Source organism: Gilliamella sp. B3023 (genome assembly GCF_026536845.1).
Classification (GTDB): Bacteria; Pseudomonadota; Gammaproteobacteria; order Enterobacterales; family Orbaceae; genus Gilliamella; species Gilliamella apicola_E.
In genome coordinates this window covers 21,026-44,282 of the sequence record NZ_JAFNNH010000018.1, presented here as the reverse complement: position 1 = coordinate 44,282, position 23,257 = coordinate 21,026, and the positions used below count along the sequence as shown (strand labels likewise).

Genomic DNA, 23,257 nt, shown 5'->3' with positions numbered 1-23,257 from the left:
GTTTATTTTACATCTAATCTTAGCAAATAAGGAGAACAAATATGAATAGTACCAAAAAAGAAATACATGAAATTCGATCTTGGGCCAGCATTCGTGAAACTTCTATTGAGATAGCTGAAGCTATTTTTGAATTAGCTAAAAATGATGAAAAACTCGCTGAGCAAATTTGGGAAGAAGGTAGCGATGAAGTCTTAAAACTCGCTTTTTCCAAAACTAAAGCAGACAAACTCTTCTGGGGTGAACAAACCATTGAGCGCAAAAACGTTTAATCTTTTATGAAATTAACTTTTTTAGGAACGAGTGCTGGGTCACCAACAGCTGAACGCAATGTTAGCAGTATTATGCTTGATCTCCGGCAGGAAAGAGGGCGTTTATGGCTTTTTGATTGCGGTGAAGCGACTCAAATGCAAATGCAAAAGGCCAAATTTAGTCTGGCTAAATTAGAGATGATTTTTTTGACACATTTACATGGTGATCATCTGTTTGGTTTACCTGGCGTGTTAACAACTCGTTCTTTGATGCAAAACCAATCGCCATTGACCTTAGTTGGTCCAAAAGGCATTAAGCAATTTATTCAAACTGTTATTGATATTAGTTATTCTTGGCTGACTTATCCTTTAAATATTATTGAACTTGAGCAAGATGGTTTGGTTTTTGAGGATAATAAGTTTCGCGTTGAAGCCAAATTATTAGCGCATCGTGTTCCGTGTTTTGGGTATCGGATTATTGAAAAAGATCTGCCAGCGTCATTGGACATTGATAAGTTAAAAAAGGATAACATTCACATTGGTTCTTTTTATCGTGATTTAAAAGAAGGTCGAACCGTTACGTTAGAAGATGGTAGGATTATTCATGGTAAGGACTATCTAGAAACCATTAGAAAAGGTAAAAAAATTGCCATTTTAGGCGATACCATTCCTTGTCAGGCTTCAATTGATTTAGCTCAGGATGTCGATTTGTTAATCCATGAAGCAACCCAAGAGCAAGCTCTTGAAGAAAAGGCGCTTGAACGAGGACATTCCACAACTGTACACGCGGCAACTATTGCCAAACAAGCTGATGCAAGGCGCCTTATTATTACGCATATTAGTCCTCGCTATAGCTTGAATGACAAAACAAAATTAGTCAGTGAGGCTAGGAATATTTTTGCGTCCACTGAAATCGCAACTGACTTTGCTACTTTTGAAGTATAGTAAAATGAGCCGATCTTGTCGGCTAGTTGATTTTGTATAAGTTAGCTTCCTTCGTAAAAAATAATTCATCTTAAAAAGCCTCAATTTTGTAAAAAATATTGAGGAGTCTATACCGTTGCTTTTTTTCAAATATAGTATGATGAGCCAATTTTGTCGGTTAGCTGATTCTGTATGAGTAAACATCCTTTGTTAAAAAGATAATTAATTTTCGAGAGCCACGATCTTGTAAAAAATATTGAGGAATCTATACCGTCACTTTTTTTCAAATATAATATGATGAGCCAATTTTGTCGGTTATTTGATTTTGTATGAGTTAGCTTCCTTCGTAAAAAAATAATTAATCTTAAAAAGCCAAGATTTTGTAAAAAATATTGAGGAGTCTATACCGTCGTTTTTTTTCAAATATAGTATGATGAGCCAATCTTGCCAGTTAGCTGATTCTGTATGAGTTAACATCCTATGTTAAAAAGATAATGAATTTTCGAAAGCCTCGATTTTGTAAATAATATTGAGGAGTCTATACCGTCTTATTTTTCTATACAGAATAAGATTAATAAATCTCCTTGGGAGATCTTGAATAAAATGCGCTATATTTATTATCTTTTAGGCAAGGATATTTCTTAATAAGGTGTATTAAGAAAGTTTAGTGATAAATTCTAAATTAATATCCCTAATTTTTTCATCCAATTTACATAATTATCGGCACTTTTTTCTATATCGTTTTGTGTGATTTTATCTGGGTAATCTGGCTCATTATTCGCGCCATAAATCGCAAAAATGGGCTGATAATCAGCTTGAACATAATTCATTGTTAATTCGAATGGTTTTAGAATTTGCTCGAGCGTATATTTATAATGTCCAGATTCGCAGTAATCAGCTTCCTTTATCCCCGCCGAAACCGCTAATCCTACTTTTTTATTTTTTAATTTGTTTCCTGAAGAACCAAATGCCCAACCATAAGTCATAACCTCATCCAGCCACTGTTTTAATAATGGCGGGCAATTAAACCAATATATTGGAAATTGAATAACTAAGTTTTGATGATTTTCAATTAAGTTTTGCTCAAAACTCGGATCTATTTTACGTGAGGGGTAGTGTGAATAAAGATCATGTAAGGTTATTTGATCATGATATTGATTTAATTTATTAAACCAGCATCGGTTAACATTTGAAGAAGCTAAATCTGGGTGAGCAATAATCACTAAAGTCCGTTTCATTGTAAATATCTCTTATCTATTTATAATTGAGTCATCATAGTATTGATACAATTATTTTTAAAGTACGGTAATTACAGTTATGTACTATCTTTAGGGAGAGTGTAAACATGGAAAATCATCATTGTGCCGAAGATCATTTTGAGAATAGTGGATTTAATTACACACTCTCAATGATTCGAGGAAAGTACAAGATTGTTATTCTTTATTGGTTAAACGAAAATCAACCATCAATGCGATTTAATGAACTTAAACGAAGTATTAATGACATTTCATTTAAAACGCTAAGTAATACTTTAAAAGAGATGGAAAGGGATAAATTGATTTTCAGAAAAGAATATCCGCAAATTCCCCCTAAAGTGGAATATGGGTTATTAGACCGAGGTAAATCTTTGGTACCGATTTTAGATATGCTTTGCCAATGGGGAAATAACCATAAAGATGACAAATTATCCTAATTTAAAGCAATTTTATTCGCCGACGATGTCGGCGTTTTTATATGATTAGAGGCAGAAATCTTTGATCAAATTTTCTATCGTTAATTTTGTTGGTTTTATAAAGTCCATTGAAATAAACTCGTCTGGTTGATGAGCTTGTTCAATAGAGCCAGGACCTAAAACTATGGTTGGCGCAATTTGATTTAAATAAGGCGCTTCAGTACTGTAATTGACAGTTTGTGCTTGATGACCCACTAAATTTTCAATGTGTTGCAATGCGGGGTGATCTTTTTTACATTCGTATCCTGGAATGGGTGATACTTCATATTCTAATGAAATACGATTAGGGTATTTATCCATGACGGGTTTTAATGTTTCACATAATGCGTTATAGATCGAGTCAACATCATTATCAGGCAATACTCTTATATCAATAATTAATTCACAACATCCGCATATTCGGTTTGCAGCATCACCGCCATGAATCACACCTAAATTTAAGGTTGGATAGGGGACACTAAAGCCTTCATTATGATATTGTTCTTTGAATTTTTGTTTAAGGATTAATAGACGTTCAATGACTAAATGCATAATTTCTATAGCATTAATACCTTTGTCTGGATCGCTTGAGTGACCTGATTTTCCTATCACCTTTATTGAATTAGAAATAAATCCTTTATGTGCTCGTATAGGAATTAGTGAAGTAGGCTCACCAATTATGGTGCAATCAGGTTTTAATTGAGTTTGTTTGGCAAAAAATGATGCACCAGCCATTGAGGTTTCTTCATCTGCGGTAGCTAGTACATAAATTGGTTTGGTGAGTTTTTTTAGATCAATATCTCGCAAAGCATCTAGAATAAAAGCAAAAAATCCTTTCATATCAGCCGTGCCTAATCCGTAAAGCTTGTTATTATCTTCCGTTAACTTAAATGGATCTTTGCTCCATTGTCCATCATCAAAAGGAACGGTATCGGTATGGCCACTTAGTAGTAGGCCTCCTTGGCTTTTATTTTCACTATTTGAATAAGTTGCCAGCATATTGAATTTATGACGTGTGTTTGGGACGGCTTGAACATCAACAATAAATCCTAAATCCGCAAACCATGTCGCTAATTTGTCTATTAAAGGTTTATTGGAATAATCCAATTTTTCGTTGGTGACATTACTAATAGTTGGAGTGGATATCAATTCATTATAAATTGTCAAAAAAGAGGGGATTGCCATAAATTCACCTTATTAAATAATAACGTTTAGTTTTCATCATTCTTTGTTCAATGTGCTTTGCGTTAATACTAGAATGCAAAATACTAAGATTCAAAATACGATAATTCAAAATGGTTTACATGATAGCTTATTTTATATCAGCATGAATTAAAAAATTAATTATTAATCACTTATAAAATAATAGGAAGTGAAGATTAAATTATTTTAGGTTGCCATATTAGTGAATGTACATCACTTTCCATTTAAAGTTGAGACCGATATTGATGCGTTATAAAAGAATTTATTAGTTGTGATAACACTTTTTTAGATCGAATTAGAGAGATTTATGGTGATGATTTTCTAATGCTAACTTTTCCCAATAGTAATTTACTGATTTTTAGCATTTACTGCGTTTACATTTAGAGTCGATTCTATTTGTAAAAAACATTTGCTATTATGCGTAAATTGAAAATAAATAGATTATAACGTTTAAATTTTTCGTTAATATTTATTATAAATTGTTACTTTAGAATAGGTGTTATTCATGAAACAAATAAATAAAAAATGGATTATTATCGCAGTTGTAGTTGTTGCTATTGGATTTATCTTATGGCAACAATTTAAGCCTGATGGATATGGTTCAGATTTTACTAGCGGTAATGGACGTATCGAAGCAACTGAAATCAATATCTCAGCCAAGTTAGCCGGTAGAATTGAAAAAATTAATGTTGATGAGGGTGATTTTGTTAAGGCGGGTCAACCTTTAGTTGTTATGCAAACAGATACATTACAAGCTCAGTTAAATGAAGCTCAAGCACAATATCGACAAGCCTTGAGTAATGAAGCAACATCTAGAGCTCAAGTTGCCTTAAAAATGAGTGATAAAGTGGCGGCTTTAGCTGGCGTTACTCAAAGAGAAAGTGATTTAGATATTGCCAATAAGCATTTAGAACGAACAAAAGCCCTTTATCAAAAAGGGGCAATTTCAGTTCAACAATTTGATGATGATACCGCTAAAGTAAATAGTGCAAAAGCAGCATTAGACTCTGCTAAATCACAAGTTACCGCTGCCGATGCAGCCATTGAAGCTGCACAAGCCGGAGTAGAAAGTGCTAAATCAGCTATAAACGTAGCGCAAGCTAATATTAATCAAATCCAAGCGGATATTGATGACAGTACATTAACTGCGCCTGTTGATGGACGTATTCAATATCGCATTGCTCAACCAGGTGAGGTTTTACCTTCAGGCGGTAAAGTGTTAAATCTGGTTAATCTTTCAGATGTTTATTTAACTTTCTTTTTACCAGAAACAATTGCAGGTAAAGTCGGAATTGGTGACGAAGTAAGATTGGTTCTTGATGCTTTACCCAATAAAGCAATTTCAGCCAAAATTTCATTTGTCTCAAGCGTTGCGCAATTTACACCTAAAACTGTTGAAACTAAAGATGAACGTCAAAAACTCATGTTTAGAGTGAAAGCACAATTAAGTCCAGAATTGTTAAAATGCTATATAACTCATGTTAAAACCGGCCTTCCTGGTGTGGCTTGGGTAAGACTAGATCCTAATACGGAGTGGCCTTCAGGTTTATCTGATGTTGCAAAATGCCAAACTAAATAATTGGAGATAGCATATGTCAGAGTCAAATAAAAAGGATTTGACGTTACTTGCTGAAGGTAAGGCCATTGATGATGCTGTTGTAAATGTAAGTAATGTATCGTTACATTATAAAAAAACGTGTGCGCTTAATGATGTTAGTATTGCCATCCCGCCTAGATGTATGGTGGGACTAATTGGTCCTGATGGTGTTGGTAAATCTAGCTTATTATCATTAATAGCGGGCGCACATGTCATTCAAGAGGGATTAGTTTACGTTTTAGATGGTGACATGAAAGATAAATCCCATCGTAAAAACGTCTGTACCCGTATTGCTTATATGCCACAAGGGTTAGGGAAAAACCTTTATCCTACACTTTCAGTCGAAGAAAATTTGCAATTTTTTGCTCGTTTATTTGGTAACGATGCTGCTGAAAGGCGACGTCGTATTGATGAGTTAACTAAAAGCACTGGGTTGTATCCTTTTTTATCTAGACCCGCTGGTCGCCTTTCTGGAGGGATGAAACAAAAAGTCAGCTTATGTTCTGCCTTGATTCATGATCCTGATTTACTTATTCTTGATGAACCAACAACAGGGGTCGATCCTCTTTCTCGCGCGCAATTCTGGCAATTAATCAATAAAATTCGTGAACAACGACCACAAATGAGCGTGATTGTTGCAACAGCTTATATGGATGAAGCGCAAAACTTTGATTGGCTGGTTGCAATGTATGGCGGTAAGATTCTTGAAACAGGCACGCCTCAAGCTTTATTAGCTAAAACAGGTAAAGATAATTTAGATGATGCCTTTATTCAATTGATGCCAGAAGATGCTAGAGAAGGTTATGAATCGGTTGAAATTCCCCCATTAGATTTAAATAAAGATTTACAAGTGGCGATTGAGGCAAAAGGTTTAACCAAGCAATTTGGTGATTTTGTTGCGGTTGACCATGTTAACTTTTCAATCAAACAAGGCGAAATATTTGGTTTTTTAGGATCTAATGGTTGCGGTAAATCCACAACGATGAAGATGTTAACAGGGTTATTACCAATATCCTCAGGTGAAGCTTGGTTATTTGGTAAACCGGTTGATGCAAGTGATATTAATGTTAGACGTCATTTAGGTTATATGTCTCAGGCTTTTTCGCTTTACAGTGAATTAACGGTTGAACAAAACTTAGTTTTACATGCCCGTCTATTTGGTATTGAAGAAAGCAAAATTCCTGCAAGAGTTGAGGAGTTAGTTAAGCGTTTTGGCTTGGAAAATGAATTAAAAAGTTTACCAGATAGTCTACCGTTAGGGGTTAAGCAAAGACTTTCTTTATCTGTTGCGGTGGTTCATAATCCTGAGATTCTTATCCTAGATGAACCGACTTCCGGGGTTGATCCCATTGCTCGGGATGACTTTTGGCGTTTAATTATCGAACTTTCCCGAAAAGATAAAGTTACAGTATTTATTACTACCCATTTTATGAATGAGGCGGCACGCTGTGATAGGATTTCACTCATGCATGCTGGTAAAGTATTAGCCAGTGATACTCCTGATAATATCATCCATTCCAAAAATGCTAAAACACTGGAAGAAGCTTTTATTCGTTATTTAGTTGATGCTGGTGCAGATGATACCCATAGTGATGAAAAGGCAAGTGAAGAGCCTAAAACTTTAACCAATAAACAAGCTAATACAACGCAAGATGCTCACCTACAGGGATTTAGCTTAACTCGGATGATTGGGTGTATGTGGCGTGAAACTTTAGAGCTATCGCGCGATCCATTGCGAGCTTTGTTAGCACTTTTAGGTTCAGCTATCTTAATGTTGGTAATGGGCTATGGTATCACCATGGATGTAGAAGATTTAAATTTTGCGGTGTTAGATCGTGATCAAACTATTACCAGTCAAAATTATATTACCAATCTTTCTGGATCTAAGCGCTATTTTATCGAGAAACCTCCAATCCTTGATTATGATGATATGGATCATAGGATGAGAAGTAATGAGATAGCATTAGCTATTGAGATTCCACCAAATTTTGGTCGAGATATTCAACGTGGTGATCCGGTTAGTATTGGAATATGGATTGATGGTGCAATGCCTTTGCGTGCCGATACGATTAAAGGATATGTACAAGGAATGCATCTTGCTTGGTTAAGTGACAAAATTAAAATGACTACCGGAACAACATCAAGTTCATTGGCAAATATCGAAACTCGATATCGTTATAATCCCGATATCAAAAGTTTACAAGCTATGGTACCGGCGGTTATTCCTATTTTATTATTAATGATTCCATCGATGTTAGCTGCACTATCCGTAGTGCGTGAAAAAGAGATGGGGTCGATAATTAACTTATATGTTACGCCTGTTACCAAAACTGAATTTTTATTAGGTAAGCAGGTTCCATATATTGTGATTTCGATGCTTAGCTTTTTATTATTGCTGCTTATGGCGGTGACAATATTTGGCGTACCAATTAAAGGCAGCTTGTTAACTTTGTGTTTGGCTGGATTAGCTTATTGTATTATTGCAACAGGCTTTGGATTACTTGCTTCGACAGTAACACGCAGTCAAATTGCGGTTATCTTTTTAACCTGTGTTGGTACCATGTTACCAGCGATACAATTTTCTGGTTTGCTTAATCCGGTTGCATCTTTAGAAGGTAGTGGACGATATATTGGTGAGGTTTATCCAACCACCCATATGCTTATTATTGCTCGAGGAGTATTTAATAAGGCATTAGGATTTTTTGATTTACATAACTCAATATTTGCCTTGCTGATCACCATACCGATTATACTTGGTGCAAGTATATTCCTCCTCAAGAAACAAGAAGGATAGATATTATGCAAAGTTTTATTAATATTTATCGCTTAGGCATTAAAGAGTTATGGGGATTGATTCGTGATCCAATTATGTTGCTGTTAATTGCCTACTGTTTTACGCTTGATATCTATACTGCAGCAACAGCAACTTCAGACTCGCTTCATCATGCGTCGATTGCGGTAGTTGATGAAGATGATTCGCCATTATCCAGACAAATTATTGCGGCGTTTTATCCACCCATGTTTAACCAACCGGTAAAACTAAACTCTATGGATGAAGTTGATCGAGGTATGGATACCGATAGTTATACTTTTGCATTGAATATTCCGCCTAACTTTCAACGTGATGTGTTAAATAATCAAAGTCCAGAAATTCAACTTAATATTGATGCAACACGAATGGGGCAGGCTTTTGTTGGGAATGGTTATATTACCCAAATTGTGACCAACGAAATAACAAAATATTTCAATCAAATCGATAAACCCACCAGTTTGCCGGTGAATATTGAAGTTCATGCTGCATTTAATCCAAACTTGACCCGTTCTTGGTTTGGTTCCGTTATGGAAATCATCAATATTGTGACCACGTTGTCGATTATTTTAACTGGCGCAGCTTTAATGAAGGAGCGTGAACATGGTACTATCGATCACTTGCTTTCAATGCCAGTTACACCACTTCAAATCATGATATCAAAAGTTTGGTCGATGGGGCTTGTCGTGCTTGTTTCAACATGGGGGGCACTCTTAGTTGTTGTTCATGGTTGGCTAAATGTTCCAATTGAAGGCTCGATTACCTTGTTTTTAATTGGGGCTGCTCTACATTTATTCGTGACAACGTCACTTGGTATTTTTATGGCTACTGTCGCTAAATCAACAGCACAATTTGCCATGTTATTTATTTTGATCCTTCTACCTTTACAGATGCTTTCTGGTGGTAGTACACCACGTGAAAGTATGCCTGAGGTGGTCCAAAATATCATGCTGTTTGCACCAACAACGCATTTTGTTGAATTAGGGCAAGCAATTTTGTATCGAGGAGCTGGCTTTAGTGTTGTTTGGACATCTTATGCTTGGTTATTAGCTATTGGTAGTGTGTTCTTTCTTATTGCGCTTAAACGCTTTCGTAGTTCAATTGTTAATATGGGTTCTTAGAATAAACGTGCTGAACATAAGATTCAATCGGTTTTGTTCAGCACTTAAAAATATGGATATACTTGTTTGAAATGATCAAATATATCCATTGTTTAAATTATTATTAATTATCTATTTAGCAAAAGGTAACTCTTCCCAACGCGTTGTATACCGCTGGCTAAGCATATCTCGCTTGATTTGCCAAGCTGCGGTTTGTCTTATACCGCCTAAGTGAATAGTATTTTTTCCCATCTTTTGATTAATGTAATCCATTGTTTTCATTAGCTGTTCACTTTTTTGCGTTTCTGATATGTCAGGAATAAATAAATCGGATTGGCAATAATCATCTTTAGCTTTTAGATCAAGTAGCATCACACCTGATTTCATAAATAAAAAGCCTTTTTTATAAATGGATTGTAATCCTTTTTGAGCGGCATGAATGATTAATCTCGAATCATCAGTTGTTGACAATAATGGAACAACAATTGATGGATTATATTGAGGTAATTCTGGCCGAAATCGATTAGTCTTTAAAAAGACCAGTACTGCACTAGCAACTGATTTTTGCTTTCTTAGTTTTTCTGCACCACGGCTTGCATGTACTCGAATTGCTTCTTGTATATCAAATAGATCACTCGTTAAATGACCAAAGCTACGCGATGTCATAATATTTTTTTTAGGTGTAGATAAATCATCTAATTCAATGCAGTTAATACCACGTAGTTCAAGTACTGTACGTTCAAGGACAACAGAAAATAACTGTCTAATTTGTTTCAAATTAGCTTGATGTAAGTCCCAAGCGGTATGAATATCTAATACTTTTAACCGTTGAGCAATTCGCCAACCAACGCCCCATATATCTTCAATTGAGAATTGCTTTAATATCGTCTTTATCGCTTCTTGATTAGTCGGTAAACAATAAACACCTTGATGAATAGGCTGTTTTTTGGCGATATGATTAGCTAATTTTGCTAACGTTCGAGTTGGTGCAATACCAATACTCACCGGGATACCTGTATCACGCTTTACTATTGTTTTTAAATTTTGACAATGAGTTAACACATTGTTAAATCCATTTAAATGGATGAATGCTTCATCGATAGAGTAAGGTTCAATATCTGCAGTATAATGACGAACGGTATCAAATACCCGCTGACTCATATCGCCATAAAGTTCATAATTAGAACTCAATAATTTAATTTTTTTTCTAATTTTGGGTTCAATTTTGTAGGCAGGCATTCCCATTGGTACTAAGGGTTTTAATTCATTAGAACGGGCGATTACGCAACCATCATTATTAGATAAGATACCAATAGGTTTTCCTTCTAATTTGGGATTAAAGACTCGTTCACATGATGCATAAAAATTATTACAATCAATTAGCCCAATCATGAATGTCCTCGCTTTCGTAGGGAGTGAATCGTATGTATTACGACTCCCCAAATATGGACTTCTTTCCCTGCTAGTGAAATAGGTGGATAAAGTCTATTGCCTGATACTAAATGATGTTCGCCATTAATAAAACTTAAACACTTACAAGTTAGTTCACCGTCAACAGCTGCGACAACAATATCATCTATTTTCGGTTCTAAAGATCGGTCAACAACAAGCAGATCACCACTGTAAATACCGTAATCAATCATTGAGTCACCAATCGCTTTAATATAATAAGTCGCACTAGGGTGCTTAACTAAATGGCTAGTTAAATCTAGTTTTGTTTCTAAATAATCATCAGCAGGTGAGGGAAATCCGGCTCTTACTGGCGTATCAACTAAAGGCAAATAAGTCGCAAGAGAGCTATTAGCTTGCCCAAGAACAACACAATATTTATTCAAGAAAACACTCCTAAAAAACAATAAAAAACGAATAGCGGAGATCTATTCGCATAAAAAAAAGATATATGTATAAATATACAGTATAAAATACTTAATTCAATAAAAACGAGTGTAAAAAATTAAAAATAGATTACTAAAAAAAGATAATCTGTTGTTTTACAACTAAAGTTGCTAGCTAAACGACTTAGGTGCTTACTTTTCAATTTATCGAGAGATAAATTAAATTCAAATTTTGCTATTTATTTATACCCAAAAAAACTATACTTCCTAACCCTTACATGATAATGATTATCATTACTATTTATGTGGGTAATATTAATTTAGTCGTGTTTATTTAATAACTATGCTTTTTAAAAGGAACTAGGTATGGGATATAAAAAAATAAGTATATTATTGCTCTGTATGAGTTTTTCTCTTCAAGCGGAACCTTCAAGTGGCGAGAATACTTCACCAGAAGATGAACAAGAATCACAAATAAAAAGAAATAAAGATAACGTAAGTAGTGAAGATATTGATGATGTGATTACCGTTATAGCAAGATCACAAGATCAATTGAAAAAAATTAATAGTGTTATTGCCGGACGATCAACACTTACATCCGGTTTGATAGAACAAAAGCAAGCGGATAATGTAGCCGAATTACTCAATACATTACCAGGCGTGAGCGCCGCCGGTTCGGTTAGACCGGGTGGACAGACATTAAATATTTGGGGATTTGGTAAAGTAGAAGATGTAAAAATCATTGTTGATGGTGCGCAAAAAGGTTTCCAAAAATACCAACAAGGTTCGGTTTTTGTTGAGCCGGAATTACTTAAACGGGTGGAAGTGAATAAAGGCCCGCATGATGTCAAATTTGGTAATGGTGGCTTTGGTGGGGTAGTAACAATGGAAACTAAAGATGCGATTGATTTACTCGATCCTGATAAATATGTTGGCGCTTTGGTTAAATATAGTTTCCATTCAAATAATCATCAAAATATGGTAACAAGTGCTGTTTATGGTAGAACAAAAGATGATATGTTTGATGGGCTGTTTTACTACACTAACCGCGATAGTGGCAATTTTAAAAGACCGGATGGTTCTCGATTTGAATTCTCAGAAGATGATATGGACACTTATATGGGGAAATTAAATTTTAGACCCAATGAAGAGCATACGTTCACGATATCCGGTATCCGATCAAAACGAGATTCATGGCAACCATGGGCAGCAAAATATGTTGAAAAGATGACGCCACCAACTGCTGCCCAAATTAAAAAATATGGATATAGAGCAGCTTGGTTACGAAAATTAGTCAAACGTGATCAAACAGATGAATCAGCACAATTTAAATGGAACTATCAACCAACTTATAATCCATTAGTCGATTTTACCTTACGCACCACATATTCAAAAACAAAGCAACATGATATGAGGCCGGCCAAATATAATCCGGTTGCTTCTTTAGGTACCATGGGCAATGAGAGTTGGGTCAGTTACACTGATAAAACTGTTGAGCTTGAAAATAACAGTATTTTTACTACAGGACCAATTGATAATCTTCTAAAAATTGGTGCGCAAGTGCATTTGCATGATCGTGATACCTTGATGTATTACAAAAATTACGAGAAAAAACCAAATTATAATCATGGTTATTTCCAACCTGCTTATATGCCTTCGGGAAAACAACAAACTTATAGTTTTTATCTACAAGATGAATTATCGATTAGCAATTTTGTCTTAACGCCAAGCCTTCGATACGATTATGTTCGTAATCATGGTAAGAAAAATTATGCATCAGCTTATAATGATCCCGATCCGCGTTATGGACACAATTATGCGCCTGTTACCTATACTGGTTGGACGCCAAGACTCGGTTCATATTGGCAAGCGACAGAAAATATCGGGTTTTTTGGTGATATCAGTTATGCATGGCAAGCGCCGACTGTTGATGAAACTTATGAGGTTCAATTCACCCCTAAAAATGGCGGTAGTGGTAAAATCTCTGCAACCAGTCGCAATTTGAAAAAAGAGCGTGATTTATCAATCCGATTGGGAAATATCCTCGATTTCAATAATCTAATGTTAAATGATGATAAATTACAAGTTCGAAGCACATTATTTAGACAGCGTGTTACTAACGAAATTTTTGTTACTCGTGGTTTTAATGGCTCTATTTGTGGACCGGGTAAATTGTGTCCGGTTGGCCAATCTAATTATCGAAATCTGCCCGGTAAGTTAGTGGTAAAAGGATTTGAACTAGAAACCTTTTATGATAGTAAATATTGGTTTGCCAGTGCAACGTACTCAATTCAAAAAGGAGAGCGAGACACCGCGCCACAAGCTCCATGGATGCATAACAAAACTTATGTTGCGACAATTTCACCTCGTACAGCAACTTTAACTACCGGTTTTAAAATTCCTCAATGGAATTTAAGAGCAGGTTGGAATGCTCAATTTGTCAGAAAACAAGATCGAACAGGGTCAGAAGATAGAAATCATGATGGACTTGCTGATCTTGGCGCGTATGGTTTAGGTCGTTCATCAGGTTATTCATTACATAATTTATTTGCAACCTGGCAGCCAACATTTTTGCCAAAAGCTGAAGTTAAACTGGCCGTTGATAATATCTTTAACAAAGATTATCGACTATATTTAGGTGAAAATACTTATGGTTTAGCACGCAACTTTAAAGCAAGTTTTTCATATAAATTTTAATACTTATCTAGCGTTAAGTTGATAAGTTTAAACAGTTAAAAAGTCTTGCAGGTTAAACTATTAAAAAAATAGTATTGATGCCTTATATAAATAAGGCATCAATAAAAATCACTGAGTTGTTAAACACATAATAAGCATTTCAAAAAGATCTAATATGATCCGCCACATCCGATTGAATCTGCATTAAACGATTAAAAGAGGGGTGTGAGTGCTGATTGATATATGAATTATATTAGCTTCATACATATCTCAAATTAAATAATTTTCGATATTGAAATTACTTGTCATTTTTTTTAATGACCTTATCGGGCTTTTCATCAAGCTTGAATATCGTGATATTTTAATAAAAAACCTAAGCTAATTAATGAAAATTTTTCATTAGTGCATGTTGTTTTACCTACTTTATCATTGTAGTAAGCTGTTTAATAATAGGCTAACTACAATAACTGAGGTATGGGCTATGAAAAAAACAATAACATTAAATAATGGTATCGAAATGCCTATCTTAGGGTTTGGTGTTTTTCAAATGACCGATAAGAAAGAGTGTGAAACAGCCGTACATGATGCAATTGATTCTGGTTATCGGTTGATTGATACAGCTGCAAGTTACCAAAATGAAACTAAAGTTGGTAATGCTATTCGTGCACATGGGATTGATCGAGCAGAATTATTTATTACGACTAAGTTATGGTTGCAAGATGCCAATTACAATGGTGCTAAGGCTCAATTTGAACGTTCATTAAATCGTTTGCAATTAGACTATGTTGACTTATATTTAATTCATCAACCTTATGGTGATGTTCATGGTGCTTGGCAAGCAATGCAAGAGCTTTATTCAGCAGGTAAAACTCGTGCTATTGGCGTAAGTAATTTTCAACCTGATAGATTAGCTGATTTAACTGCATTTCATTCCATTATTCCTGCCGTAAATCAGATTGAAGTTAACCCATTCCAACAACAGCTTGAAGCCGTGCCTTATATGCAAAAAGAGAGCATAACTCCTCAAGCCTGGGCACCGTTTGCTGAAGGGAAAAATGGTTTATTTACCCATCCGGTGTTAGGTCAAATTGCCGTTAAATATGGTAAAACAATAGGGCAAGTGGTATTACGTTGGTTAGCACAACGGGGTATTGCAAGCTTGGCTAAATCTGTGCGTAAAGAGCGTATAATTGAAAATCAAGATATCTGGGATTTTGAGCTTTCGGATAAAGATATGCAACAAATAGCAGCGCTTGATACAAATACAAGTCAATTTTTTGATCATCGAGATCCGCAAAAAGTAAAATGGTTAACCAGCCGGAGATTAAATGTTTAAATTTTTAGTTATTGAGGCTAATTTGACATAAATTGATTGACAGTTTCTTTGTAAGATTTAACTAATTTTTCCGCTCGTTCAACGAGTTTTTGACGTATATGCTCAGGCTCTAAACAAATACATTTATGACCTAAGCTTAGTAAAATGCCATAACTGTAGTCATCATCAATAAAGTTAAAATCTACAAGATACTGTTGTCCATTTAATTTCTTAATATCTTTTTCATCACAAAAATCTAAAATACGTTCCAAAAGCGATTCATCTATTAGCAATTTTATTTTAAAAATCTTTTTTTTCATATCCGCTTGGAATAAAGAGAATGCTTCAGGCGTTGTCTGCTTAATAAATTTAGTGTTTGTTTTTCTAATGTTTGACATTTTTGACAATTTAAAAACACGAAAGTCATTTTTAGTTAGACAAAAAGCTTGTAAATACCATTCTTTTTCCTTAAAAATAAGTTTATATGGCTCAATTAAACGTGAGGCTTGTTTATTCCTAACACTTAAATAATCAAACGATAAAAGCATTTGCTCTTTCAGTGCCAGTCTTATAATAGATATTTTGTTATCAATATTTTGTTTAGAAAACCAAGGCGATAAATCAACAATAAGTTGATTTAAGTTATTTGTCACTTCATCAAGTTCTTGTTCTGATAAAAAACTCTTTATTTTCTCGAGTATTATTGAATTTTCACTTTCTTTTAAAACCGGTGAGGATAATAAGTTGAGGCCTTTTAATAAAACAATGACATCTTCTTTAGTGAATAGACCTTTACTAATTTTATAATTTTTTAAAATACTTATTCCACCGGCACTTCCTTGATAGGTAATAATGGGTATTCCCGCTCCCTCTATAACTTGTATATCTCGGTAAATAGTACGCAATGATACATTTAATTTTTCTGCTAATTCTTTACCAGTTATTTTTTCTCTTTGTAGCAATACCATGATGGTAGTAATTATACGATTAATTTTCATGCTTTATGTTTGCAAAATAATTTAGATTGAATTTTAAATATGACATACAGTTGTCATCAATGCTACATCAAAATAGAGATAACTAAAATTAATTGAACTAATTTTTATCACTAAAAGGAAAGAAAAATGTTTAAACCTAATAGCGTTATTGTTTATGTCAAAGATGTCGATGCTAGCACAGAGTTTTACACAAAAATACTAGGGCGTCCACCAGCTAAAACTTATCCTGGCTTTGCTGTATTTTTATTGAATGATGGTTTTATTTTGGGACTTCAAGAGGCCGATAAAATAACACCAAAGGCACCTAATCATTACGGTGGTTTTGAGCTGTCATTTAGTGATGTAACAAAAAATGAAGTAGATGAGATTTATGCGACATGGAAAGAACTAAACGTCAAAATTGAACTCGAACCTCAAATGCTCGATTTCGGATACACATTTGTAGGAAAAGATCCTGATGGTCATCGACTCCGTGTTTGTGCTACCGACACTTCAAAATTTGAGTGAAATAATGTTTTAAGAAATTAAGACAATTGGTGTTTTATTATGTAGCCATTGTTTATGAGGAATTAACTTCATAAAAGATAGGGGGGGAGCACCCGAGCATCTCGTGGATTTGATTTCGTATAGGAAGAATCTGATTGAGCTTGCGGTGATAATTTCAGTTGCAATAAACATTAATAAATTAATTGTATTTAAACAAGTATATTTCTCAAATTTCATTCAAGTTTAGAACTAGTTAGGCATTAATCAAAATTTGATCTTTTTGGGCTTCAATGGTTTGTAGTTGATTCAATATTGGAGCGGGAAACGAGGTTCGAACTCGCGACCTCAACCTTGGCAAGGTTGCGCTCTACCAACTGAGCTATTCCCGCATAAGAGAAGTGTTTTAAATGGTGCCCGGGGCGAGACTTGAACTCGCACGGCCAAAAAGGCCGAGGGATTTTAAATCCCTTGTGTCTACCGATTTCACCACCCGGGCTCAAAACTTATTACGTAAGGTAATCCGCTTTGAATGCAGTGCATTTTACCTATCTTGAGATTTCAGTCAACATAAATTTTGGATTAATTGTTTAATTGCTCAATGTTTAGCTTATTGTTGGTTTAATATTGAGTTTTTGGGGATTGAGAAGTGTAATTTTGTGAACTTACAGAAGATAACAAAATTACACTAAAAGTAACGGTTATCGAGTTTTTGATAAATTATTCTTCATCTAATAAGTCACTTTGCGCTATCCATAAATATTGGAACATGGATAATAACGTTAAAATTGTGGCTAAAAAAAGTGCAGCTAGCCCCGCATATATAACAAGATCGCAAGGACGCCAAAGTAACCAAGTTAATGCTGTCATTTGAGCAATTGTTTTAATTTTGCCAATTGAAGATACTGCAACATTTCCTCGTTTGCCAATTTCAGCCATCCATTCTCGTAATGCAGAGATAATAAGTTCACGAGAGACGATTATTATTGCAGGAATAGAAATCCACCACGCTTGATAATATTGCGTTATAAGTACCAATGCGATTGTTACCATTATTTTGTCGGCAACAGGATCTAAAAAAGCACCAAATTTAGTTGTTTGACCTAATCGGCGGGCAAGGTAACCGTCAAAAACATCTGTAACTGCGGCTATTAGGAAGATTAATGCCGAAAAAAAGCCTGACCATTCATGAGGGATTAAATAAAATGCCAACACAAAAAATGGGATCAGTATTACTCGAAATAATGTTAAGAATGTAGGTAAGTTAATTTTCATGTGACATTAGCTCATATTGTTTTATTAATCAAATGGTTAGCGACAATTAAAAAAACAGGGTTTTCTCATTGATTATGTTGCCTGAAAAATGTTAATTTTTCAATGTGTTATTGCTGTAAATTTAGATAAATTTTTTCAGCTAATGATTTTGAAATACCTTGAACTTGTGCAATTTCGTCTATACTGGCATTTTTCAACTCTCTAAGCCCACCAAAATGCTTGAGTAATGCTTGCCGTCTTTTTCCACCAACGCCTTCAATATGCTCTAAAGCGCTGTCAGTTAACTGCTTAACGCCTTTTTTACGTTGACCAACAATTGCATGATCGTGCGATGCATTTCGAATTTGTTGAATAAGCAGTAAAGCAGGGGAATGATAATCCAGATAATATCCTTTTCCATGAGCTTCAAAGAATAGTGTTTCTAATCCTTCTTTACGTTCAGCACCTTTGGCCACACCAATTAAAATAGGGTGGTTTTTATCCCAGTTTACGTCTAAATTATCAAAAACCCTTAACGCTTGGTTAAGTTGACCTTTTCCTCCATCTATAAAGATGATGTCTGGGATCTTATCTTCAGGAAGATCTTTCTTACTATAACGACGGGTTAAGACTTGCTCCATTGCCGCATAATCGTCTCCAGGTGTGATACCATTTATATTGTAGCGACGAAACTCAGATTTAACGGGACCTTTATCATCAAAAACGACACAAGATGCAATTGTGTTTTTACCCATAAAATGGCTTATATCAAAACATTCCATTCGATTGATTTTATCAATGCCCAAAAACTCTTTTAGTGCATCATATCGTTGTTTAATGGTTGAGTTTTCGAGTAGTTTATTTTTTACTTCAGTTTGAGCATTAACTGTTGCAATATTTAATAGTTTAAGGTTATCACCTTTTGGTTCATCAACTATTTTTACTTGATGTTCAGCGACAATAGATAAAGTATCTTCCATTGCTTGCTTATCAGATAATGAAAAATTGAGAAGAATTTTCTTCGGAATATTTCTATTTTGATTTCCTTGTAAATAAAATTGCCCTAAAAATGTCTCGATCACTTCTTCTAGTTCAGTATTAGATGGCACTTTTGGAAAATAAGAACGATGTCCAAATGTTTGACCATTTCGAATAAAGAGTACATAGATACAAGCTAAGCCGAGTTCGTAATGGAAACCAATCACATCTAAATTATCATTATTGTTATAGATAGCTTGTTTTTCATTTATGTGTTTGATCGCTTGTAGCTGATCTCGTAATGCGGCTGCTTTTTCAAAATTAAGTTCACTACTGGCTTTTTGCATATCCGCAGTAATTTTTTGCAATATTTGGTCTGATTGTCCGGAGAGAAATAACCTTACATAATTAACTTGTTCATTATAATCTTCGTCGCTAACTAAGCCTGGTACACAAGGCCCTAAACAGCGTTTGATTTGGTACTGTAAACAAGGACGAGTTCGATTACGATAAGTGCTATTTAAACATTGTCTTATTGGAAATGTTTTTTGTAATAAGGCAAGAATTTGTTTTACCGCATATCCACTCGGATAAGGGCCAAAAAACTCATCTTTTTTTCGATTAATTGCACCTCGATACAAAGACAATTGAGGATGTCTTTCTTTACTTAATTTGATAAACGGGTAGCTTTTATCATCTTTGAGCAATACATTGTATTTTGGTTGATATTTTTTGATATAAGTTTGTTCGAGTAATAATGCTTCAGTCTCTGTATTGGTGATGGTAAATTCAACTCGATGAATATGACTTACCAATCGATCGGTTTTGATCGTTTTTTTACTGCTATTGAAATAGCTTTTTAAGCGATTATTGAGATCTTTCGCTTTTCCCACATAAATAATGGTATCTTTATCATTAAACATTTGATAGATACCTGGTTTATGTGGGACTGTTTTTAGAAAAGATGCTGTATCAAATTGGCTCATATTAGTTTTCAAAGGTGAGGGCTTTTTTCTCTATTATCCTCATAATGGTGCTTAAAATACCATTTATCAAGAGGTAAATGAGCCCTGCAACCATAAAAATTGAGAAGTCATAGTATTCACCATTTAATGCATTACTATATCCCATTAAATCCATAACAGGAATCATTGAAGCTAAGGCTGTTCCTTTTACCACAAAAACGACTTCGTTAGAATAAGTAGAAAGAGCACGTTTTAATGCATATGGCATGACAATTTTAAGAGTTTGTCTTTTGTTCATACCTAAAGCGCTACATGCTTGCCACTGTCCTTGTGGAACAGATTTTAATGCACCATAAAATATTTGTGTAGTATAAGCGGCACTATTAAGCGTTAAAGCTAAATAAGCACAAAACCAAGGTGAAGAAATAAAATCATAAAAAGCAGGAAATTTACTTAAATATTCACCAAATTGTGATGGTCCATAATAGATTAAAAACAGCTGTACTAATAATGGTGAACCAGTAAAAATAATGATATAAGCGCGAATTGTTTTCGTTAATAGCTTAGAATTTAACGATAAAAGACATGAAAAAACAATAGCCAAAATACCAGCCGTTAATATACCGAATATACTTAGACTTAATGTATCAGGTAGACCTTGAAGAATGATTTTTAGATAAAAAATAAAATTATCAGACATAAAATAACCTTACTGACTATTGGCTGATGGTTCAAAATGGGTTGCACGTTTTTCAATACGTGAAATAATTTTTTGACTTAAAATTGATATCACTAAATAAATAATCATCGCAACAAAGTACCATAAAAAAGGCTGATTGGTTCGGGCAACTATTGTTTTGGTTTGCATCATTAAATCATCTATCGCGATTGCTGAAACAAGGGCAGTATCTTTTAATAAGATTAACCATTGGTTACTCAAACCGGGTAATGCGTGTCGCCACATTTGTGGCATGATAATACGAAAGAAAGTTCGAGATTTGCTTAATCCTAAAACTTGAGCTGCCTGTTTTTGTCCGCTTGAAATCGCTTTAAATGCACCGCGTAACGTTTGTGAGGCATAAACAGCGTAGAGTAATGATAAAGCAAAAACACCGCATAAAAATGGGTCTGGTTGGGTATTATGAATACTCATTTTTACGGTAAACGATGTAAAGCCGAGAGGAACGGTAAAGCCATCATCTAATGCCATCAATAGCAGTGGTAAACCAGTATAAATCGCAACCACAATTAATAATTCGGGTAAAGCTCGAATGGTTAAATTGAATAGCGACATTAGCCATGCAACGGGTTTGAATGGTACTGATTCTAAAATAGTAAAAATGAACGCAAAAAACATTCCAACGACTAACGATACAAATGCTAATGATAACGTAATCGCGGTAGCTTTCGTAAGCGGCAAAATATACCCATCCATAGAAGAGAGTAACAAGTCTATACCGTGTGCAAAAAATTCTGACATAAAAGAACCGTAGTTAAATTTAAAAAATAAACTCGCCGCAGAATATGCGGCGAGATAAATAAGAACTGATTTTGTTATTAATAATTATTTACTAAACCATTTTTTATAAATAGCATCTAATTCGCCATTTGCTTTTAGTTTATCGATTGCTTGATTAAATTGTTCAAGTAATTGATCATTGCCTTGGCGTAAAGCAATACCTAAACCTTCACCAAAAAATTCATGATCGGTAATTTTATCGCCTAAAGCAACGATATCAGCATCTTTACCTAACCATTCACCAGCAACAAAAGAGCTTGAAACAATAGCATCAATACGTTTAGCTTTTAAATCTAAGAAAGCAAATTGGTAGCTATCATAGCTTACTGCTTTAACATCAGGATATTTTTCATTTAAATATTTTAAATAAGTTGTACCTTTTTGAATACCAACTTTCTTACCTTTTAGCTGATCAAGACTTGTTAAGGAATCTTTTAATGTAACAAATTGGATTGAGCTATCATCATAATAGATTTTAGTAAATGCAACTTGCTTTTGACGTTCAGGCGTAACATCTATACCAGCAATAGCCGCATCGATTCGACGAGTTTTTAAACTAGGAATTAATCCATCAAATGATTGATTTACAATGTTACAAGTTACTTTCATTTCATCACAAAGTTTATTCATGACGTCAATATCAAAACCGATGATTTCGTTTTTATCATTAGTAAATTCGAAAGGTGCATAAGTCGCTTCGGTACCAATGGTTAACGTTTCAGTTGCTTGAGCTGCAAATGCAGATCCTGCAAGTATAATAGCTAGTAATGTTTTTTTCATATATCCACCCAATCAGATTTTTATTAATATTAATGCGATAGATAAGCTTTGAACTCTTCAGTTTTTGGATGAGCAAAACACTCAATTTGACCTTGTTCAACAATCTTACCATGTTCCATGTAAATCACTTGTGAAGCAACTTTACGTGCAAAATCGACTTCATGCGTAACAATAATCTGTGTAATTCCTGTCTGTGACAGTTCATTAATGATTTCTGCAATTTGAGATGTGATTGCAGGATCTAAAGCTGCGGTTGGCTCATCAAATAGCAAAATTTTAGGTTCCATCATTAAGGCTCTCGCAATAGCCACTCGTTGCTGTTGACCACCTGAAAGGTGAAGAGGGTAACGATGGGCCATTTCATCAATTTGTAAGCGAGCCAAAATTGACATGGCTTTTTCACTTGCTTCTTTTTTCGATAGTTTCAAAACTTGGCAAGGGGCTTCAATTAAGTTCTCTAAAACAGTTAAATGTGGCCATAAGTTGTAATTTTGAAAAACCATGCCAACATTTTTGCGCAAAGTTCGAATAGTTGATTCACTTATTTTTTTGGAAAAATCAAAATGTGAATCCGCAATTGTCATTTCACCAGACGTTGGTATTTCAAGTAAGTTAAACACTTTCAGTAAAGAACTTTTACCTGCACCGCTCTGACCAAGTAAAACAATTGTTTCACCTAAAGGGTAACATAAAGAGACATCATTTAATGCCTGATGTTTACCATAAAAACAGTTAATATGGTTTAATTCGATATTCATTAGTATTAGATAAACTATTTAAATTTTAATTGACTAAATATTACTTTTTTTTGCATAAAAATGCAATCTAAATTATTAGACAACGATATTTTAGCTTGATTTTT

At 34.5% G+C, this 23,257-nt stretch carries 20 protein-coding genes and 2 tRNA genes; 9 read left to right on the top strand and 13 right to left on the bottom strand.

The window, feature by feature from the left end:
- The first annotated feature begins 41 nt into the window (after positions 1–41).
- Positions 42–269, top strand: a complete 228-nt coding sequence (locus J3U16_RS10095; protein WP_065562077.1) for a YccJ family protein — start codon at positions 42–44, stop codon at positions 267–269.
- A gap of 6 nt (positions 270–275) precedes the next feature.
- A complete protein-coding gene (rnz, locus tag J3U16_RS10090) occupies positions 276–1,193 on the top strand; it encodes a ribonuclease Z (RefSeq protein WP_267331056.1) in 918 nt (305 codons plus the stop codon).
- Positions 1,194–1,849: 656 nt separating this feature from the next.
- Here the strand turns inward: rnz and J3U16_RS10085 are convergent.
- Complete coding sequence (locus tag J3U16_RS10085; RefSeq protein WP_267337574.1) at positions 1,850–2,410, bottom strand: NAD(P)H-dependent oxidoreductase; 561 nt, start codon at positions 2,408–2,410, stop codon at positions 1,850–1,852.
- 107 nt (positions 2,411–2,517) lie between these two features.
- On the opposite strand from J3U16_RS10085, the gene J3U16_RS10080 reads away from it, so the two are divergent.
- A complete protein-coding gene (locus J3U16_RS10080) occupies positions 2,518–2,865 on the top strand; it encodes a winged helix-turn-helix transcriptional regulator (RefSeq protein WP_065734086.1) in 348 nt (115 codons plus the stop codon).
- A gap of 45 nt (positions 2,866–2,910) precedes the next feature.
- Here the strand turns inward: J3U16_RS10080 and argE are convergent, their stop codons facing one another.
- Entirely contained in the window at positions 2,911–4,068 is a 1,158-nt protein-coding gene (argE, locus tag J3U16_RS10075; RefSeq protein WP_267342983.1) for an acetylornithine deacetylase, read from the bottom strand.
- Positions 4,069–4,591: 523 nt separating this feature from the next.
- On the opposite strand from argE, the gene J3U16_RS10070 reads away from it, so the two are divergent.
- Genes J3U16_RS10070 through J3U16_RS10060 form a run of 3 tightly spaced genes read left to right on the top strand, consistent with a single transcriptional unit; the run spans position 4,592 to position 9,613 of the window.
- A complete protein-coding gene (locus J3U16_RS10070) occupies positions 4,592–5,665 on the top strand; it encodes an HlyD family secretion protein (protein WP_267331058.1) in 1,074 nt (357 codons plus the stop codon).
- A gap of 13 nt (positions 5,666–5,678) precedes the next feature.
- Positions 5,679–8,477 (top strand): ribosome-associated ATPase/putative transporter RbbA, encoded by a 2,799-nt coding sequence (gene rbbA, locus J3U16_RS10065; RefSeq protein ID WP_141677466.1) that lies wholly within the window; start codon positions 5,679–5,681, stop codon positions 8,475–8,477.
- Between the two features lie 5 nt (positions 8,478–8,482).
- On the top strand, positions 8,483–9,613 hold the full coding sequence (locus J3U16_RS10060; protein ID WP_065562073.1) for an ABC transporter permease: 1,131 nt from the start codon (positions 8,483–8,485) through the stop codon (positions 9,611–9,613).
- A gap of 111 nt (positions 9,614–9,724) precedes the next feature.
- Here the strand turns inward: J3U16_RS10060 and J3U16_RS10055 are convergent, their stop codons facing one another.
- Entirely contained in the window at positions 9,725–10,984 is a 1,260-nt protein-coding gene (locus J3U16_RS10055; RefSeq protein ID WP_267337567.1) for a Y-family DNA polymerase, read from the bottom strand.
- The gene (locus J3U16_RS10050) at positions 10,981–11,427 is read right to left on the bottom strand and encodes a LexA family protein (RefSeq protein ID WP_220226022.1); all 447 of its coding nucleotides are present in this window, start codon (positions 11,425–11,427) and stop codon (positions 10,981–10,983) included. The genes J3U16_RS10055 and J3U16_RS10050 overlap by 4 nt, the downstream gene beginning before the upstream one ends.
- 366 nt (positions 11,428–11,793) lie before the next feature.
- Between J3U16_RS10050 and J3U16_RS10045 the strand changes: the two genes are divergently transcribed.
- Together J3U16_RS10045 and J3U16_RS10040 are read left to right on the top strand one after the other, a co-directional pair.
- Positions 11,794–14,124 (top strand): TonB-dependent hemoglobin/transferrin/lactoferrin family receptor, encoded by a 2,331-nt coding sequence (locus tag J3U16_RS10045; RefSeq protein ID WP_267342982.1) that lies wholly within the window; start codon positions 11,794–11,796, stop codon positions 14,122–14,124.
- 460 nt (positions 14,125–14,584) lie between these two features.
- Positions 14,585–15,439, top strand: coding sequence for an aldo/keto reductase (locus tag J3U16_RS10040; RefSeq protein ID WP_267342981.1), 855 nt, complete (start codon positions 14,585–14,587; stop codon positions 15,437–15,439).
- Between the two features lie 17 nt (positions 15,440–15,456).
- On the opposite strand, the gene J3U16_RS10035 is transcribed toward J3U16_RS10040, so the two are convergent.
- Complete coding sequence (locus J3U16_RS10035) at positions 15,457–16,416, bottom strand: helix-turn-helix transcriptional regulator (protein ID WP_267331065.1); 960 nt, start codon at positions 16,414–16,416, stop codon at positions 15,457–15,459.
- A 126-nt stretch (positions 16,417–16,542) separates the two neighbouring features.
- Here J3U16_RS10035 and J3U16_RS10030 point away from each other — a divergent pair, with 126 nt between their 5' ends.
- Positions 16,543–16,923 carry a VOC family protein gene (locus J3U16_RS10030; protein WP_267342980.1) on the top strand — a complete coding sequence of 127 codons (381 nt, stop codon included), beginning with the start codon at positions 16,543–16,545 and terminating at the stop codon, positions 16,921–16,923.
- A gap of 292 nt (positions 16,924–17,215) precedes the next feature.
- Here the strand turns inward: J3U16_RS10030 and J3U16_RS10025 are convergent.
- The 8 genes from J3U16_RS10025 to artP form a co-directional block, all read right to left on the bottom strand.
- Positions 17,216–17,291, bottom strand: a tRNA-Gly gene (locus J3U16_RS10025).
- A gap of 19 nt (positions 17,292–17,310) precedes the next feature.
- Positions 17,311–17,398: transfer RNA gene (locus tag J3U16_RS10020), tRNA-Leu, on the bottom strand.
- Positions 17,399–17,619: 221 nt separating this feature from the next.
- A complete protein-coding gene (gene pgsA / locus J3U16_RS10015; RefSeq protein WP_065562116.1) occupies positions 17,620–18,174 on the bottom strand; it encodes a CDP-diacylglycerol--glycerol-3-phosphate 3-phosphatidyltransferase in 555 nt (184 codons plus the stop codon).
- 107 nt (positions 18,175–18,281) lie between these two features.
- Positions 18,282–20,117: an excinuclease ABC subunit UvrC gene (gene uvrC / locus J3U16_RS10010; protein ID WP_065734100.1), complete on the bottom strand. Its 1,836-nt coding sequence runs from the start codon at positions 20,115–20,117 to the stop codon at positions 18,282–18,284.
- 1 nt (position 20,118) lies between these two features.
- Positions 20,119–20,796 (bottom strand): arginine ABC transporter permease ArtM, encoded by a 678-nt coding sequence (gene artM, locus J3U16_RS10005; RefSeq protein WP_065562114.1) that lies wholly within the window; start codon positions 20,794–20,796, stop codon positions 20,119–20,121.
- 9 nt (positions 20,797–20,805) lie between these two features.
- Positions 20,806–21,576: an arginine ABC transporter permease ArtQ gene (artQ, locus tag J3U16_RS10000; RefSeq protein WP_218059990.1), complete on the bottom strand. Its 771-nt coding sequence runs from the start codon at positions 21,574–21,576 to the stop codon at positions 20,806–20,808.
- 84 nt (positions 21,577–21,660) lie between these two features.
- Positions 21,661–22,395, bottom strand: coding sequence for a transporter substrate-binding domain-containing protein (locus tag J3U16_RS09995; protein WP_065562113.1), 735 nt, complete (start codon positions 22,393–22,395; stop codon positions 21,661–21,663).
- A 29-nt stretch (positions 22,396–22,424) separates the two neighbouring features.
- Positions 22,425–23,153: an arginine ABC transporter ATP-binding protein ArtP gene (artP, locus tag J3U16_RS09990; RefSeq protein WP_220226030.1), complete on the bottom strand. Its 729-nt coding sequence runs from the start codon at positions 23,151–23,153 to the stop codon at positions 22,425–22,427.
- Positions 23,154–23,257: the final 104 nt, after the last annotated feature.

Bases quoted from the DNA above. Each gene is read 5' to 3' on its own strand.
- J3U16_RS10055 (WP_267337567.1), bottom strand. From the start codon at position 10,984: ATGATTGGGCTAATTGATTGTAATAATTTTTATGCATCATGTGAACGA.
- pgsA (WP_065562116.1), bottom strand. From the start codon at position 18,174: ATGAAAATTAACTTACCTACATTCTTAACATTATTTCGAGTAATACTG.
- J3U16_RS10095 (WP_065562077.1), top strand. From the start codon at position 42: ATGAATAGTACCAAAAAAGAAATACATGAAATTCGATCTTGGGCCAGC.
- rbbA (WP_141677466.1), top strand. From the start codon at position 5,679: ATGTCAGAGTCAAATAAAAAGGATTTGACGTTACTTGCTGAAGGTAAG.
- artM (WP_065562114.1), bottom strand. From the start codon at position 20,796: ATGTCTGATAATTTTATTTTTTATCTAAAAATCATTCTTCAAGGTCTA.
- J3U16_RS10030 (WP_267342980.1), top strand. From the start codon at position 16,543: ATGTTTAAACCTAATAGCGTTATTGTTTATGTCAAAGATGTCGATGCT.
- J3U16_RS10045 (WP_267342982.1), top strand. From the start codon at position 11,794: ATGGGATATAAAAAAATAAGTATATTATTGCTCTGTATGAGTTTTTCT.
- J3U16_RS10070 (WP_267331058.1), top strand. From the start codon at position 4,592: ATGAAACAAATAAATAAAAAATGGATTATTATCGCAGTTGTAGTTGTT.
- J3U16_RS10080 (WP_065734086.1), top strand. From the start codon at position 2,518: ATGGAAAATCATCATTGTGCCGAAGATCATTTTGAGAATAGTGGATTT.
- uvrC (WP_065734100.1), bottom strand. From the start codon at position 20,117: ATGAGCCAATTTGATACAGCATCTTTTCTAAAAACAGTCCCACATAAA.
- J3U16_RS10040 (WP_267342981.1), top strand. From the start codon at position 14,585: ATGAAAAAAACAATAACATTAAATAATGGTATCGAAATGCCTATCTTA.
- J3U16_RS10060 (WP_065562073.1), top strand. From the start codon at position 8,483: ATGCAAAGTTTTATTAATATTTATCGCTTAGGCATTAAAGAGTTATGG.
- artQ (WP_218059990.1), bottom strand. From the start codon at position 21,576: ATGTCAGAATTTTTTGCACACGGTATAGACTTGTTACTCTCTTCTATG.
- artP (WP_220226030.1), bottom strand. From the start codon at position 23,153: ATGAATATCGAATTAAACCATATTAACTGTTTTTATGGTAAACATCAG.
- J3U16_RS09995 (WP_065562113.1), bottom strand. From the start codon at position 22,395: ATGAAAAAAACATTACTAGCTATTATACTTGCAGGATCTGCATTTGCA.
- J3U16_RS10085 (WP_267337574.1), bottom strand. From the start codon at position 2,410: ATGAAACGGACTTTAGTGATTATTGCTCACCCAGATTTAGCTTCTTCA.
- J3U16_RS10035 (WP_267331065.1), bottom strand. From the start codon at position 16,416: ATGAAAATTAATCGTATAATTACTACCATCATGGTATTGCTACAAAGA.
- rnz (WP_267331056.1), top strand. From the start codon at position 276: ATGAAATTAACTTTTTTAGGAACGAGTGCTGGGTCACCAACAGCTGAA.
- argE (WP_267342983.1), bottom strand. From the start codon at position 4,068: ATGGCAATCCCCTCTTTTTTGACAATTTATAATGAATTGATATCCACT.